The organism is Streptomyces sp. CAI-85 (genome assembly GCF_013363615.1).
Classification (GTDB): Bacteria; Actinomycetota; Actinomycetes; order Streptomycetales; family Streptomycetaceae; genus Streptomyces; species Streptomyces antibioticus_B.
In genome coordinates this window covers 15426-30614 of record NZ_JAANNX010000025.1, presented here as the reverse complement: position 1 = coordinate 30614, position 15189 = coordinate 15426, and the positions used below count along the sequence as shown (strand labels likewise).

Genomic DNA, 15189 nt, shown 5'->3' with positions numbered 1-15189 from the left:
CCCTGCCGGCCCCAACCGCCGTCCCCCACAGTCCCGCCTCTAGGAGTGATGAGCATGTCCCGTACCGCCCGCGTCGCCAGAGTCACCTCCGCCGGCCTCGCCGCCCTGCTGCTGGCCACGGCCTGCGGCCGGTCCGCCGACAGCGGACCGGACAAGGAGGCCGCCTCCCTCGGCGAGGGCCCGGCCAAGGGCACGGTGACCATGTGGTCCATGGGCGACCCGGACCCGACCCTGGAGTCGCTGGCCAAGGAGTTCGAGAAGAAGAACCCCGACGCCGACGTCCGGATCACGCCCGTCCCCTGGGACGCCGCGCACGACAAGCTGACCACCGCCATAGCGGGCGGCAACGGACCCGACGTGTCGCTGATCGGCTCCACCTGGATGGCGGAGATGGCCGCCATGAACGGCTTCGAGGCCACCCCGAAGGAGATCTCCGCCGAGTCCTTCTTCCCCGGCCAGTGGGCCACCACCACCTACCAGGACACCGCCTACGGGGTCCCGTTCATCGCCGACACGTCGGTGATCTACTACCGCACCGACATCGCCGCGAAGGCCGGAGTCACCCAACTCGCCACCGACTGGAAGGGCTTCGCCGCGAACCTCGAAGCCCTCCAGAAGACCGCCGGCAAGCAGAATCCCAAGTTGCGCTACGCCTCCGGCATGCAGACCGGCTTCAACGCCTGGCTGTTCTGGCTGCCCCTGGTGTGGCAGTCCGGCGGCGACATCTACGACCCGAAGACGAAGAAGTTCACCTTCGACACCCCCGAGGTCGCCGAAGCCCTCACCTACTACGGCGAGATCTTCGCGAACAAGATGGCGCCGACGGACAAGACCGACGGCCAACAGGGCTTCCACGACGGCCTGATCGCCACCCTCCAGCAGGGCGCCAGCGTCGGCGGCAACCTCCACAAGGACAGCCCCGAACTCGACGCCGTTTGGAAGACCATGCCGCTCCCGGTCAACAAGGAGGCCGCGGGCCTGGCAGGCGGCAGCAACCTGGCCGTGTTCAGGAGCAGCGACAACAAGGACGCCGCCTGGAAGTTCGTCCGCTTCCTCACCGAGGCCGAGAACCTCGCCGCCTACGGCGCCGGGACCGGTCAACTGCCCACCGCAATAGGCGCCTGGGAGGACGAGCGCATGACGGGCAACACCAAGCTCGCCGCCTTCCGTGAGCAGCTCGACGTCACCAAGGCCCCGCCGGCGCTCACCACTTGGCAGCAGATCGCCTCGGTCATCGACTCGGAACTGGAGAAGCTCGCGCTCGGCAAGGCCACGACCCAGGACGTGCAGAAGGCCCTTCAGTCCAAGGCGACGTCCATCGGCACCGGACGCTGACACCCCGCCCCGCACGGACGGAGCCCCAACCGCCATGTCCCACACCCGAGTTCCCGGGCCACCGCCCACCACGACACCCGCCGTGGGTGTGCGGGCGAAGGCCGCCCTCAGGCAGCCGCCGCGCACACGCCCGTCCGTCGCGGCCCGCCGCCAGAGCCGCGCCGCGTGGATCCTCGCCCTGCCGTTCCTCGCCCTGTTCGCCGTGTTCATGCTGCTGCCGGTCGGCTGGTCGCTGCTGATGAGCGTCACCGACACCAAGAGCGCGGACCTCCGCAGCCCGCTCGCCGTCGGCTTCGTCGGCCTGGACAACTACGTCAGGCTGTTCCAGGACCCGGTGTTCTTCACCGCCCTGCGCAACACCGGTGTCTTCGTCCTGTTCGGCCTGCCGCTCACCCTGGCGGCGGGGCTCGCCGCCGCCGTTGCCCTCGACCGGGGCATCCGCCGCTTCCGGGCCGTCTTCCGAGTCGGGCTCTACCTGCCCGTCGTCACCAGCGTCGTCGCCATCGCCGTCGTATGGAAGACACTCCTCGAACCGCGATCCGGCCTGGTCAACACGGTGCTCGGCTGGATCGGGATCGACGGACCGGCCTGGCTGGCCGACACCCGCTTCGCCCTGCCCGTCATGATCGTGATGGCGGTGTGGCGCAACCTCGGCACCGTCATGATCATCATGCTGGCCGGGCTCCAGGGAGTGCCCCGGTCGCTGATGGAGGCGGCCGATCTCGACGGGGCGGGCCCCTGGCAGCGGTTCTGGCGGGTCACGTTCCCTCTGCTGCGCCCGGCCCTCCTGCTCACCTCGGTGACCACGGGCATCGGCTATCTACAGTTCTTCGACGAGCCGTTCGTGATGACGAACGGCGGCCCGCTGGACTCCACGCTGTCCGCCACGATGTTCTCCTACCGCCAGTTCGGCTACGGCAACTACGACTACTCGTCGGCGGCCAGCTACGTCGTCTTCATGCTCATCGCGGCCCTCACGGTGCTCCAGTTCCGTGTGATGCGGGAGAAGGACTGACCCATGGCCACCACGACGCTCACCGACACGCGCCTCAGCGACTCACGCCTCGCCGGCCGGCGCCGGGTGCGGCAGCGCTGGGGCAACCCCTGGCTCTATCTGCCCCTGACGGGCGCCCTGTTCATCATGCTGGTGCCCTTCCTCTGGATGCTGTCCGGCTCCTTCAAGCCGGAGGCGGACATCCGCAAGGTGCCCCCGGTTCTCGTCCCCACCGACCCGACCACCGCCAACTACGCCGAACTGTTCGACAACCTCGACTTCATCGGCATGTTCACCAACTCCCTCCTCGTCGCCCTCTCCGTCACCGCCGGCAACCTGCTCTTCTGCTCGATGCTCGGCTACGCCCTGGCGAAGCTGGAGTTCCGCGGCCGCAAGGCGGTCTTCACCCTGGTCCTGGCCACCCTCATGGTCCCCGGCCTGGTCACCTTCGTCCCGCTGTACGTCCTGACGACGAACCTGGGGCTGACCGACTCGCTGCTCGGGCTGATCCTGCCGTTCCTCGCCGGGCCCTTCGGCGTCTTCCTCATGCGGCAGTTCATCGGTTCACTGCCCGACGAACTCATCGACGCCGCCCGCATGGACGGCTGCGGGGAGATCGCGATTTTCCGGCGGATCATCCTCCCGATGACCAAGCCCGCCCTCGCCACGCTGGGCATCATCACGTTCCTCGGGTCCTGGAACAACTTCCTGTGGCCCCTCGTCGTCGCCCAGAACGAGGACCAGTACACACTGCCCGTCGGCCTCGCGCTCGTCAGCAGCGGCCAGGACTTCACGCGCTACGGCGTCCTCCTCGCCGGCGCGGCCGTCGTGCTGGTGCCCGTCCTGGTCGTCTTCCTGCTCTTCCAGCGCCACTTCGTCGCCGGGATCGCCACGACCGGTCTGAAGTAGGGCCGGGGTCCGGGGAGTTGCCGAACCGGTCCCGCACCCGCCGAGGACCGCGCCGCACGACAGACGGTCCGCCCTGCCTCACCACCGGGCACCACGGGGGTGTTTGAAGCCCTCTATCACCGGTCCGCCGCAGCGAGCGGGGATGTCCGCTACGGCTCTACGGCTGACCGGGCGCACCACCCTTCGATTCCGGTCCGCCGCAGCGAGCACAGACGTGTCCGCCGAGGCCGGCCGGGCGCACCACCCCCTTCGACCTCCGGTCGGCCCCCGCGGGCACCGATGTGCCCGTCCCGGGCGACCGGGGTGCACCACTCCTGCGAGACCCGGCCGTCCCTGTCGGGGCCCCGATGAGCCGTCGGGGCAGGCCGGTTCCCCACCCCTCGTATCAGGTCACCCCCACCGAAGGAGAGCCGCACCGTGTCCATCCGAACGACCAGCAGAACACGCGCCGTACGGGCTGCGGGCGCCACGGGCGCCGCCCTGATCCTCGCCGTGTCCGGCCTCGCCGCCGTCGGCACCGGATCGGCGCAGGCCGCCGACCCCACCGCCCAGGTCTGGGTCACCACCGCCGACGGGTCCAGGAAACTGACGCCCGAGACCGTCCCCTTCAACAGTTCCGTGCAGCCGATCGACATCCGCGTCGACGCGAACAGCAAGGGGCAGAAGTTCACCGGCGCCGGCGCCTCGATCACCGAAGCCTCCGCCCATCTCATCCAGAGCCTGCCCGCCGACAAGCGCGCCGACCTGATGAAGTCGCTGTTCTCCCCCACCGAGGGCATCGGGCTGAACTATCTGCGCCAGCCGCTCGGTTCCACCGACTTCAACTCCGGCGGCTTCTACACCTACGAGGACACCAAGGGTTCCTTCTCCATCGCCCGCGACCAGCAGGAGATCATCCCGGTCGTCAAGCAGGCGACGGCGCACAACCCGGCCATCCGGTTCATGGGCTCGCCGTGGTCGCCCCCGGCGTGGATGAAGACCGGCAACTCGCTGAACGGCGGCAGCCTGAGGACCGACCAGTACCAGGCGTACGCGGACTACCTGGTCAAGGCGATCAAGGCGTACGGGCAGCAGGGCATCGCCCTGAGCGACCTCACCGTCCAGAACGAACCCGAGTTCGCGACGACGTACCCGTCGATGTCGATGACGTCGTCCGAGCAGGCCGCGTTCCTGAAAGTCCTCGACCGGACGCTGAGCGCCGAGGCGCTGCCCACCAACATCCTCGCGTACGACCACAATTGGGATCACCCGAACTACCCGCTCGAGGTCTTCAACTCCACTCAGGGCATCCAGCGGGTGATCGGCGCCGCGTTCCACTGCTACGGCGGTGCCCCCTCGGCGCAGCAGCAGGTCGTCAACGCCGGGAAGCGGGTCTTCTTCACCGAGTGCTCCGGCACGGACACCGCCAACACCTTCGCCGACACCCTTCAGTGGCACGCCGAGAACCTCGTCGTGCAGAACATGCGCAACGGCGGTGAGACCGTCGTCAACTGGAACCTCGCCCTCGACCAGAACGGCGGCCCCCACCAGGGCCATTGCACCAACCGCTGCAACGGCGTCGTCGAGATCGCGAACGGCAACGTCACGCGTGGGGCCGAGTACTACGTCCTCGGTCACGTCACCAAGTTCATCAAGCCCGGCGCGACCCGCGTCGGTTCCACCAGCCAGGGTGCCGGCGGCGTGCAGAACGTCACCTTCCAGAACCCCGACAACTCCTTCGCCACCTTCGTCGTCAACACCGCCGCCGGCGCCCAGCGGTTCTCGCTGACCGAAGGCGGCAAGACCCTCGCGTACACCCTCCCCGCCAGTGCCGTCGCGACGATCGTCTGGACGGGCGGCACCACAGGCCCCGACCCGAACGGCCCCATCGACCCCGCCGCTTGGTACCGCGTCGTCAACGCCGGCAGCAACGCCTGCCTCGACGCCGCCGATTGGGGCACGGGTGACGGCACGGCCCTCCAGCAGTGGGCCTGCACCACCGGCACCAACCAGAAGTGGCAGCTCCGGCCGACCAGCGACGGCTACTACCAGGTCGTTAATCAGTTCAACAACCGTGTCTGGGACGTCGACGGCGGCCCCGGCGCCACGGCCGACGGCACCAAGGTCCACCTGTGGACCTACGTCACCGGCACCAACCAGCAGTGGCGCCCCGAGCCCACCGCCACGAACGGCCAGTACCGCTTCGTGGCCCGCCACAGCGGAAAATGCCTCGCGGTCGACAACGGCTCCACCACCAACGGCACCCGCCTGTCCCAACGGCCCTGCGACAACTCCAACGCCCAGAAGTTCACCTTGACGAACTGACGGATCCTCAACAACGCCACGGGGCGGGGCCCGGCGCACGGTGCCGGGTCCCGCCCAGGGTGGCCGATGCTCACGCGGTGGCACACTGATCGTCGTGTCCAACTCCTATGCGCAGCCCATCCTGAGAACGGCGGACCTCTCGGCGGGATTGCACGCCGTGGAGAAGCTGCTTGGCATCGCCGACCTCAGTTATCTGGAGGTCGATTTCGATGCGCGGATCTCCTCGACCCACTCTCTGTCGCAGGTGCTGGCCCTGCTGCCGGACGCCAACTGGTGGGCGGACGGAGACAGCGACGCCGCCCCGGACGCCGGAAATGACCCATCGGCCCGCCTGCCCATCTGGCTACGACGCATGGCCTCGGCACCCGAGACCGTGCAGCCGTTCCTCAAGGCGGTGGGTGACAGCCCGGCGACGGTGCGGTGGGATTTCAACGCCTGGCCCGAGGCCCCGGAGATAGGTCTCGGGGTGGGAGGCACCCGCGGCGCGTTCGTCACCCTGTGCGCGCATGCACGCGACCTCGATCTGGAAGAGCCTGCGGCCGACCACACGGTCTTCGTCCACGTCAAGCAAGTTGAGGCCGAACGCGCACCGTGGCTCGCGGCACAAGTCGGGCTGCGGGTGATCGGCGACCTTGAGATGGCACCGTACTGAGGGCAGCCCGCATTCGCCGCCGACTCCTATGGCAGGAGCACGCCGCATCTGTCCTCGCCCCTTGGCCTTCCACGAAGAAGGGCCAAGGGCTGAGGCGGTGGTGGCCGAGATAGTGCAGCCAGGGCCCATCAGGGGGCGGACGCAGAGGTTGATGCCGGGGTCGCGGTGCCCGTACCGATCGGCGTCGCCCCGGAGTCCTCATAGAGCGCTTTGCTCCGGATCGCCGACGGGCCGGAATCGATCACAGGGCCTGCCGGCATTGACGGGACTGCTGCCTGCGACGATGCGCCTGTGAGCTATGACCTTGCCGTGTGGGCCGGTGACCGTCCATTCGACAACCGCGCTGCGGGCTCGACGTATGACGAGCTCTACGAGCGCTACCTGGAGTCGGACGATGTCGTCGTGCCTCCGGTGCCGCGCATCGTGGCGTACGTGGAGGCCCTCGTCGCGCGCTACCCGGACGACGACCGCAGCATCGTATGGGCCTCACCGCCGGTCATCGAGGAGGCATCGGGCCCGATCGTGTACCTGCTCATGTCTTACAGCAAGGCGGAGGAAGTGTCCGAGTACGCCGCGGAGCTGGCCGGCGAACACGGTCTCGTCTGCTTCGACCCGCAGGGAGAGTGCCTCCGACCGTGGGCGTGAGCACGATGCGCAGCGGGCGACAGCGGATGTCTGCGGCGAGATGGATCTTCGTGGTCGGTCCCCGGGTTCACAGAGTGGTGTCTTCCCACTTCCACGGCTTGTCGTAGATCTGCTGGAGCAGATCGGCGAACGCGACGCCCTGGAAGAGGAGGCCGTTGTACTGCGCCGGGATCAACTTGCCGTTGATCACCGCGGTGGGTGTGCCGGGGCCTTCGGGGTCCTCTGTCCCTCCGGCCTTCTCGTAGGCGGCCTCTGAGGCGGTCACGAAGGCGCGGTACTTCATGGTCTTCACGGCCGCGTCGAACGTTGGACTGCGCAGGCCCTCCACCTTGTCGGCCAGTTGAAGCAGATATGCGTCGGTGTAGCCGTCGACGCTCTCCTCGGGCTGGTTGGCGTAGAGCACCTCGTGGTACTCCGCGAACTTGCCCTCCTCCAGCGCGGCGCGCAGCGCGTTGACCGCCTTCTTCGACCCGCTCCCGCCGAGCCGGTCGTCCAGGAAGGAGGCCAGGGTGTACTCGGCTCTGGCCCACCGGTGGAGCATCGCCTCCCGCAGGTGCGGGCCTCCGCCCACGGTCTCGAACTCCTCGCAGTACGGGCAGCGGGGGTCCTCATACAGGTGTACCTGCACTTGCGCGGCGGGATCGCCGACGGTGATGGTGACGCCGTCCGGACCGAGCTTCTCCGGCAGTTCCTCCACGCTCGCAAACGCGGGGTCGGGCTCCGCCGCTCGCTGCCCGCATCCTGCCACCATCAGCATCGTGGCCGCGCACAGCACAGTCCACCTGCTCCCACGCACCATGCGTTCATCCCCCTCACCTCGAGAACAGCGCGACCCTAGATCATTTGTACGACTAGCGCACCAGAGATCTCTTTCCGGGGCAGGAAGCCGGACGTCACCAGGCCGGATGAGTTCCACGGCGGTCGAGACGATCAGTTTCTCGGTCTGTACCGCTCCCCCGCGCGTGCGGCGCCAGCTCCCTCCCCCTCAGTCCAGTGAGAAGCCGGGTCCGCCGGGTGCCGAGTCGATCAGCATGCGGGTGTAGGGGGCCGTCGGCGCGTCGAAGATCTCCCGGGCGCTGCCGGACTCGACCACCTCGCCGTGCAGAAGTACGAGGACGGAATCGCTGATGCTCCGGACGACGGCCAGGTCGTGGGAGACGAAGATGAGCGTCAGGCCGATCGAGCGTTTCAGGTCTGCCAGGAGGTTCAGGACCTCCGCCTGGGTGGAGAGGTCGAGCGCCGAGGTGATCTCGTCCGCGACGATGAGCGAGGGTTCCACGGCGAGCGCCCTGGCGATGGCGATGCGCTGGCGCTGACCGCCGGAGAACTCGCTGGGACGGCGGTCCAGAGAGGAGCCGTCGATCCGGACCAGTTCGAGCAGTTCGAGGATCCGTTGCCGGTGTCTCGACACCCGGGCGCGCCGGGGATCGAGGGCTTCGGCGATGATCTCGCCGATGGTCCGCCGGGGGTCGAGGGACGAGTACGGGTCCTGGGGGATGTACTGGATCTCCCGGCGCAGGCGTGCGCGGTCTTTGCTGCCGGCCCGCAGGCAGTCTCTTCCGTCGAAATGGATGCTGCCGCTCGTGGGCCGGTGGACGCCGACGAGGGTCTTGGCCAGCGTCGACTTGCCCGAACCGGACTCGCCCACCAGTCCGACGGTCTCGCCGGCGGCCACGGCGAGGCCGACGTCCTTGAGGATGTGTCTCCTGGGCGTGCCCAAGTGGACGTCGAGCGCGTCGACTTCGAGGAGGCGAGGGTGTCCGTCCACGGATGCTCCGGTGTTCACGTCTCGGTCCTCTCCTGGCTGACGGTGATGAACGCCGGTGTCGCGTCCAGCAGTTGACGGGTGTAGGGGTGGGAGACGTCTCCGGCTTCGAGGTCCGCGACCCGGAGTTCCTCCACGATCCGTCCGTCGCGCATGACGAGGACCCGGTCGCACAACGCGGTGACCACGGCGATGTCGTGCGAGATGAACAGCATCGCTGTGCGGCTCTCCCGGTTGATGCGCCTGAACTGCCTGAGCACCTGCGCCTGGACGGTGACGTCGAGGGCGGTGGTCGGCTCGTCCGCGATGATGATCTTCGGGTCGGTGAGCATCGCCGTCGCGATGGTGGCCCGCTGGAGCATCCCGCCGGACAGCTCGTGCGGGTGCTGCCGCATCCGCCGGTCCGCGTCCCGTACCTGGATGCCGGTGAGGGCGGTGACCACCGTCCGCTCGGCGTCGCGCCGCCTTTTCCCGAGGTGGACGCGGGCGGTCTCGGTGAGCTGGGGCCCCATCCGGAGAGCGGGGTTGAAGGTCGTACCGGGGTCCTGGTAGATCAGCCCGATCTCGGCCGCCAGGCGTCGCGCGGGCGGTTCGCCGAGGAGGTCGAGGTCGTCAAGGCGCAGGGTGGAGGCGTGGACGGACAGGTTCTCGGGGAGGAGGCGGGCGATCGCCATGGCCGTGGTCGACTTGCCCGAGCCCGATTCGCCGACCAGGCCGAGTACTTCGCCGGGGGCGATCGAGAGCGAGACGCCGTCCACGAGCACTCTGCCGTCGGGGGTGGTGACCGAGAGACCGTCGACCTCCACCAGCGCTTCGGGGCGGGACGGGCCCCGGTCCGTGCTCCGGGACGGGTGCGGGCGTCGGCGCGGGGTGGACGACGGGTGGAGACGTGCTCCGAGTCCGTCCCCGATGAGCATGGACGTGATGCCCGCGTACACCAAGAGGATCGAGGGGGCGACGGCTCCCCACGGCTGGACGTAGATCGTCGCGAGCGCCTCGTTGAGGACCCGGCCGTAGTCGAACTGCGGGCTCTGCACGCCCAGTCCGAGGAACGAGAGGCTCGAGATCTCCAGCAGGGTCAGGGCGAAGCTGGACGTGACGACCATCAGCAGCGCGCCCACGATGTTGGGCAGGACGTGCCGGCTGAAGATCGCCGGCCGGCGGACGTCGAGGAGACGTGCGGTGACGACGAAGTCCTTGGCGAGCACCGACGCGCTCAGGGTGGAGCTGAGCCGGGCGAAGCCCGGGATGCCGGCGACGCCGATCGCGACGACCGCGGACCAGGTTCCGGGGCCGAGGACGGCGGCGATGACGAGGGCGAGGATGAACGGCGGGAAGGCGACGAAGGCGTCGATACAGCGCAGTACGGCCTCCTTCGCGCCCGAGGGCAGCAGGACGGCCAGTCCGCCGAGGAGGACGCCGAGGACGACGGACAGCGCGGTCGCGGAGACCGCCATGATCAGGGTCAGCCGTGTGGCGACGAGAGCGCGCGCGAGGATGTCCCTGCCGAACTGGTCGGTGCCGAACCAGTGCTGGGAGGAAGGGGGTTGGCGCACCTGGTCGGTGAGCGAGGTCGCGGCGTCCGTGAGGAGGAGCGGCGCGGCTACGGCGACGAGCACGAGGACCGCGGCCATGGCGATGCCCACCACGAGCGGGACGGGGCGGCGTCGGGTGTCAGACATGGCGGTCTCCCAGCGTGCGGGGATCGAGGAGTCCGAGGACCGTGTCGATGAGCAGGTTGACGAGGATGGCGATGAGTCCCAGGACGAGGACGATCCCCTGCACCACCGGATAGTCCTTGTAGATGATGGCCTGGACGATCTCCTGTCCGATGCCGGGGTAGTTGAAGACGCTCTCGATCACGACCGCGGCGCCGATCATGCCCGAGATGATCAGTCCGCAGAGCGTCAGCGTGCTGGTGAGCAGGTTGGGCAGGGCGTGGACGGTGTAGAGCCTGACGGCCTTCAGCCGTCGGCCGCGGGCCGTGCGCATGAAGTCCTGGGTGATGACGTTCTGGGTCTCCTGGCGGACGACCCGGGCGACGGCGAAGACGGGTCCGAGGGCGAGGGACAGCACGGGCAGGATCGCGCTCGACGGTTCCATGGCGCCGCCGGGCGGCAGCAGGTCGAGCCAGATCGACATGATCACGATGAGCAGGGTGCCGGTGACGTAGCCGGGCACGGAGGCCATGAAGCCCGCGATCACTCCGAAGGCGAGGCCGAGCCGGGGGCGGCGGCCGCCGCGGGTGAGGACGCCGACGGTCATGCCGAGCGGGACACTGACCAGGAGTACGACGACGATGGCCAGGGCGGTGAGCGTCACGGTGTAGGGCAGTTTGGTGGCGATGGTCTCCGACACCGAGGTGCCGTACCGGTAGGAGACGCCGAGGTCGAGGTGGAAGAGGCCGCCGACGTAGTCGGCGAGCCGGGCCGGCAGGGGCTCGTCCAGGCCGAACCTGTCGCGCAGTGCGGCGACGGCTTCCGGGGTCGCCCGGGTGCCCAGCACGGCTCGGGCCGGGTCACCGGGAAGCAGCGGCACGATCAGGAAGGTGACCAGCACCAGGAAGGCGGCGGACAGGACGAAGCCGAGACCGCGTCGTAGGGCGAACGCGCGCCGGCCGGTGGCCGGCCGGCCTCGTGGCGGGGTGTCGATCGACACCGGGATCATGGTGCTCACTGTGAGGTCTCCAGGGGCGTGCCCGGGCCGGCCGGACGGGCGGTCCGGCCCGGGGCGGGTGCGAGGTCAGCCGGTGATGCGGAAGATGTGGTCGTCCAGCGAGCCGCCGAGCATGTAGACCTTGAAGCCCTCGCGCTGCGCGTAGATGTACTGCTCGGTGACGAGCGGTACGGCGTCGGCCCGCTCGATGAGCGCGTCGGTGGCCTTGTTGTAGAGGGCGCACCGGGATGTCTCGTCCGTGTCGGCGCGTGCCTGGTCGAAGGCGTCCGAGGTGACGGTGTTGTTCACGCCGCCGAGGTTGGGGCCGCCTTCGAGGACGTCGGGCCCGAGGAAGAGCGGCAGGGTGTTGGCGAGCGAGCCGAGGAAGTTCAGATCGGGGAAGATCGTCATGTCCCAGGTGTTCGGCTGGCTGAACGCCTTGGAGACCCAGGTTCCGATGTCGACGTTGTCGAGTTCGACCTCGGCGCCCGCCTTGCGCAGGACTTCCTGGAGGTAGACGTTGCCGGCGCCGCCGGATCCGATGACCTGCGCGCCCAGGATCCTGATCTTCACGCCGTCCAGCGCTCGGGCCGCGGCCTCGGGGTCCTGGCCGATCAGGGAGTCGTTCGTCTTCGGGACACAGGTGTTGCCGGGGTTGGCGAGGGTCACACCGAGTGCTCCCGTGCCGTCGAGCGCCGACTGGTTGAGCGCCTTGCGGTCGACGGCCCGGGCGACGGCGGCCCGCTTGGCGCGATCGGCGAAGGGGCTGCCCTTGCGTTCGTTGAACACGAGGAAGAAGGTGCCGAAGGGGTAGCTCGTCAGCGTGACGTCGGGTGAGCCGTCGAAGCGGGTCCGGGAGTCCGGCATGATCCGGGCGAGGTCGAGGTCTCCGGACATGACCATGTTGGCCGTGGCGGAGGGGTCCGGGGCGACCAGGTATTCGACGGTCTTCGGGGGCGTTCCGTCGAGCTTCGTCCGCCACTTCGGCCACGTCGTGTAGTCGTCGCGCAGGGTGTAGACGTAGCGGACGCCCTTCTCGAAGCTCGTCAGGGTGTAGGGGCCCGACGCGGAGCCGTCGACCGGACCGCCGGCCAGGGCCTTGTCGTCGGCGAGGCCCTTCGGGCAGACGATCCCGGTGGCGGCGACGCTGAACGCCTGGGCGAGTTCGGCCCACGGCGCGTCGGTCTCGACCACGACGGTCGACGCGCCGTCGGCGGTGGCGGTCGGCCTGGTTCCGCCGAAGATGGCGGCCAGGGTGGACGCCTCGCCGTTCTTGACGAAGGAGTTGATCGAGTCCGACACGATCCGTGCGGTGATGGCCGTGCCGTCGGCGCAGGTGGCGCCCTCGCGGAGCGTGAAGTCGACCCGGGACGGCGTGGCCTTCCAGGTGGCGGCGAGTCCGGGCACCAGGCCGCCGTCGTCCCTGCGCACCAGGGTGTCGTAGCTCAGCCGGGCGAGCTGGAAGTCCGGGAGCGCGAGCGCCTTGCGCGGATCCATCGAGTTGGGCGCGTCGATGGTCACGGTGGCGGTCGTGCCGCCGGCGGCTTCCTGGCCTCCCGTCGTACAGGAGCTGAGGAGGGTGAGCGTGGCCACGGCGGCCAGAGCGGTGAGCGGACGTCTGGTGGGCGAACGTCTCATGGACATGCCTTTCGTGGTGCCGGTGTCGGTGCAGGCGTCAGAGGGGGGCGATGTCGACGCGGGGCAGGTGCCGTTCGGCGGCGAATCCCGCCGCCAGCACCTCGTTCTCGGCGAAGCGGCGGCCGACGATCTGGATGCCGTTGGGTAGGGCGAGGCCGGGCAGGCTGAAGAGGTTGACCCAGGGGACGCAGCGCATCCTGTCCAGCAGCGCGACGGACGCCTCGCGTCCGATGTGGTGGTCGAAGTCGAGAGGCGGTGCGGGCATCCCGGCGACGGGGGCGATGACGAGGGGGTGGTCCTCCATCGCCGCGAGCAGGGTGTCCTGAAGGGCCCGGCGCTCGCGCCACGCCGCGAGGTAGGCGCTGACGTCGGAGCCGGTCTCGTACGCGCCGAACATCTCCTCGATATGGACGCGCCCGCTGTCGATGACCTTGTCCCCGATGACGGGGAGGTAGTCGCGGATGAGTTCGGTGCCGATGATCTGTGCCCATACGTCGGGGGCGCGGCTCAGGTCCGGGAGCACCTGCTCCTCGACCACGTATCCCTCGGCGGTGAGGATCTCGGCGACGTGGTCGAGGGACCGCTCGATCACCGGGTCCAGAACGGCACCCGTCTCGTGCCGGAGGACGGCGACCCGTCCGGGTTCCCGCGTCGGTCGCGAGCCGGCCGGCACGCTGGCGGGGTCCCGCTCGTGGTGGCCCTGGATCACGTCGTAGGTGATCTGGATGTCCCGCACGCTGCGCGCCAACGGACCTGTCTCGCACATGACTTCGTGGGAGATCCCGTCCTCCGGCACGTGGTTCGGGTTGAACTCCGCCACCCGGCCGGCTCCCGGCCGGAAGCCGTAGACGCCGCAGAAGGACGCCGGGACGCGGATCGAACCGCCGAGGTCTCCGCCGATGCCGACCGTCGCGAAGCCCGCCGCCACGTTGGCGGCGTCGCCGCCGGAGGAGCCGCCGGCCGTGCGCGTGCGGTCGCGTGGGTTGACCGTGGTGCCGTACAGACCGCTGACGGTGTTCCAGCGGATGCAGAGGTCAGGGATCGCGGCGTGGCCGAGGATCAGGGCGCCGGCGTCGCGCAGGCGCCGCACGGTCAGCTCGTCCGTGTCCTGGACGTTGTCCTTGTTGACGGGCAGGCCGTCCGTCCTGCGGAGCCCGGCCACCGAGTAGGAGTCCTTGACGGAGAAGGGGACGCCGTCCAGGGGCCCGGCGATCGTCCGTCCGTGGGCGGCGTCGGCGGCGTCGGCCTCGGCGAGGACCTCGTCGGAGCGCAGCTCGACGAAGCCGTTGATGGCTCCGTTGTGGGCCTCGATGCGCTCCAGGTGGCGTGCGACCACCTCGCGGCGCGTGAGGGCGCCCGTGGCGACGGCGTCCTGGATCTCGGAGATGGTGGCGCTCTCTGGGGCTAGCACTCGTGCCTCTTCTCGCTGGTCAGCGCGGCCTGATGGCGGCCGCCACGCTGTTAACCAACGGTCTTGGTTAACGGAAACAGATGCTATTGGTTAATGGTGGGGAGCACCAGACGCACGCACGCTTCGATTCCTGGCTATGTTGGTGAGATGACCAGCTCCCCACCTCAGGGCCGTGTCCGGCGAGGCCGGCCGACGTCCCCCCTGCTGACCGAGAACGCGATCGTCGAGACGGCCTGGCAGCTCGTCCGGGAGGGGCAGCCGTTCAGCGTCGGCCGCGTCGCTCGTGAGCTGGGCGTCCATGTGTCGTCGCTCTACAACCACGTCGGATCCCGGGAGGAGCTGGTCAACCACCTCCGGGACCGGATCGTCGCCGCCTACCCCACGGACGGCCTGGACCTCATGAGCTGGCAGGACGCCGTCCGCACCGTCGCGACGACGCACCACAGGGTGTTCGTCGACCACCCCGGACTCATCCAGCTCCTGGCCCAGGTGCCGATCGACTCGGAACGCGTCCTGGCGTCGTACACACAGCTCGGCCACAAGCTCATGGCCAGCGGCCTCTCCCCCACGCGCGCCGCACAGGTCATCGACCTGGTGGACGCGCTCACCCTGGGCTCGGCCCTCACCCGCTCCGGAGACCGCCAGTCCTGGCCCGAGCACCTTCCCGGCGGCCCCGAGCTGACGGCGGAGAGCGAGCGCTGGGAATCGGAGTCGGCCCGCATCGACGCGTCCTTCACCGCGTCCGTGGAGACGCTCGTGGCGGGTCTGGAGCGGGAGTTGTCGATGTGAGCAACGGCTCGGGCTCGTCGGCGGTGCGGTGGTTCACGGCCGTGGGCTGTCAGGCCGGGTGCGGGCTGCACGGGCATGCTCAGGGCATGCCC

13 protein-coding genes are annotated in these 15189 nt (G+C 69.3%); 7 read left to right on the top strand and 6 right to left on the bottom strand.

The genetic code is table 11. From position 1 onward, the window contains the following. Nucleotides 1-54: 54 nt before the first annotated feature. The 6 genes from G6W55_RS23965 (at nucleotide 55) to G6W55_RS23940 (ending at nucleotide 6839) form a co-directional block, all read left to right on the top strand. Complete coding sequence (locus G6W55_RS23965; RefSeq protein WP_175522901.1) at nucleotides 55-1335, top strand: extracellular solute-binding protein; 1281 nt, start codon at nucleotides 55-57, stop codon at nucleotides 1333-1335. A gap of 34 nt (nucleotides 1336-1369) precedes the next feature. Then, nucleotides 1370-2350 carry a carbohydrate ABC transporter permease gene (locus G6W55_RS23960; protein ID WP_175522900.1) on the top strand — a complete coding sequence of 327 codons (981 nt, stop codon included), beginning with the start codon at nucleotides 1370-1372 and terminating at the stop codon, nucleotides 2348-2350. A 3-nt stretch (nucleotides 2351-2353) separates the two neighbouring features. Continuing rightward, entirely contained in the window at nucleotides 2354-3238 is an 885-nt protein-coding gene (locus G6W55_RS23955; protein WP_175522899.1) for a carbohydrate ABC transporter permease, read from the top strand. A gap of 417 nt (nucleotides 3239-3655) precedes the next feature. Beyond that, nucleotides 3656-5542 (top strand): RICIN domain-containing protein, encoded by a 1887-nt coding sequence (locus tag G6W55_RS23950; protein ID WP_375372466.1) that lies wholly within the window; start codon nucleotides 3656-3658, stop codon nucleotides 5540-5542. Nucleotides 5543-5636: 94 nt separating this feature from the next. Then, complete coding sequence (locus tag G6W55_RS23945) at nucleotides 5637-6194, top strand: hypothetical protein (RefSeq protein WP_309243805.1); 558 nt, start codon at nucleotides 5637-5639, stop codon at nucleotides 6192-6194. A 291-nt stretch (nucleotides 6195-6485) separates the two neighbouring features. Then, nucleotides 6486-6839 carry a hypothetical protein gene (locus G6W55_RS23940; RefSeq protein WP_175522898.1) on the top strand — a complete coding sequence of 118 codons (354 nt, stop codon included), beginning with the start codon at nucleotides 6486-6488 and terminating at the stop codon, nucleotides 6837-6839. Nucleotides 6840-6906: 67 nt separating this feature from the next. On the opposite strand, the gene G6W55_RS23935 is transcribed toward G6W55_RS23940, so the two are convergent. The 6 genes from G6W55_RS23935 to G6W55_RS23910 all read right to left on the bottom strand — a co-directional run bounded on the left by G6W55_RS23935 (nucleotide 6907) and on the right by G6W55_RS23910 (nucleotide 14308). Beyond that, nucleotides 6907-7638 (bottom strand): thioredoxin domain-containing protein, encoded by a 732-nt coding sequence (locus G6W55_RS23935; protein ID WP_175522897.1) that lies wholly within the window; start codon nucleotides 7636-7638, stop codon nucleotides 6907-6909. 186 nt (nucleotides 7639-7824) lie between these two features. Beyond that, nucleotides 7825-8625, bottom strand: a complete 801-nt coding sequence (locus tag G6W55_RS23930) for an ATP-binding cassette domain-containing protein (RefSeq protein ID WP_175522896.1) — start codon at nucleotides 8623-8625, stop codon at nucleotides 7825-7827. Then, complete coding sequence (locus tag G6W55_RS23925) at nucleotides 8622-10286, bottom strand: dipeptide/oligopeptide/nickel ABC transporter permease/ATP-binding protein (RefSeq protein WP_175522895.1); 1665 nt, start codon at nucleotides 10284-10286, stop codon at nucleotides 8622-8624. Before G6W55_RS23925 ends, G6W55_RS23930 begins: the two co-directional genes overlap by 4 nt. Continuing rightward, nucleotides 10279-11271: an ABC transporter permease gene (locus tag G6W55_RS23920; protein WP_175522931.1), complete on the bottom strand. Its 993-nt coding sequence runs from the start codon at nucleotides 11269-11271 to the stop codon at nucleotides 10279-10281. The genes G6W55_RS23925 and G6W55_RS23920 overlap by 8 nt, the downstream gene beginning before the upstream one ends. Before the next feature lie 75 nt (nucleotides 11272-11346). After that, complete coding sequence (locus G6W55_RS23915) at nucleotides 11347-12897, bottom strand: ABC transporter substrate-binding protein (protein ID WP_175522894.1); 1551 nt, start codon at nucleotides 12895-12897, stop codon at nucleotides 11347-11349. A gap of 37 nt (nucleotides 12898-12934) precedes the next feature. After that, complete coding sequence (locus G6W55_RS23910) at nucleotides 12935-14308, bottom strand: amidase (RefSeq protein WP_175522893.1); 1374 nt, start codon at nucleotides 14306-14308, stop codon at nucleotides 12935-12937. 147 nt (nucleotides 14309-14455) lie between these two features. Here G6W55_RS23910 and G6W55_RS23905 point away from each other — a divergent pair, with 147 nt between their 5' ends. Next, nucleotides 14456-15097, top strand: a complete 642-nt coding sequence (locus tag G6W55_RS23905; RefSeq protein ID WP_175522892.1) for a TetR/AcrR family transcriptional regulator — start codon at nucleotides 14456-14458, stop codon at nucleotides 15095-15097. The last annotated feature ends 92 nt before the right edge of the window (nucleotides 15098-15189 follow it).

Bases quoted from the DNA above. Each gene is read 5' to 3' on its own strand.
- G6W55_RS23965 (WP_175522901.1), top strand. From the start codon at position 55: ATGTCCCGTACCGCCCGCGTCGCCAGAGTCACCTCCGCCGGCCTCGCC.
- G6W55_RS23960 (WP_175522900.1), top strand. From the start codon at position 1,370: ATGTCCCACACCCGAGTTCCCGGGCCACCGCCCACCACGACACCCGCC.
- G6W55_RS23955 (WP_175522899.1), top strand. From the start codon at position 2,354: ATGGCCACCACGACGCTCACCGACACGCGCCTCAGCGACTCACGCCTC.
- G6W55_RS23935 (WP_175522897.1), bottom strand. From the start codon at position 7,638: ATGGTGCGTGGGAGCAGGTGGACTGTGCTGTGCGCGGCCACGATGCTG.
- G6W55_RS23925 (WP_175522895.1), bottom strand. From the start codon at position 10,286: ATGTCTGACACCCGACGCCGCCCCGTCCCGCTCGTGGTGGGCATCGCC.
- G6W55_RS23920 (WP_175522931.1), bottom strand. From the start codon at position 11,271: ATGATCCCGGTGTCGATCGACACCCCGCCACGAGGCCGGCCGGCCACC.
- G6W55_RS23915 (WP_175522894.1), bottom strand. From the start codon at position 12,897: ATGAGACGTTCGCCCACCAGACGTCCGCTCACCGCTCTGGCCGCCGTG.
- G6W55_RS23905 (WP_175522892.1), top strand. From the start codon at position 14,456: ATGACCAGCTCCCCACCTCAGGGCCGTGTCCGGCGAGGCCGGCCGACG.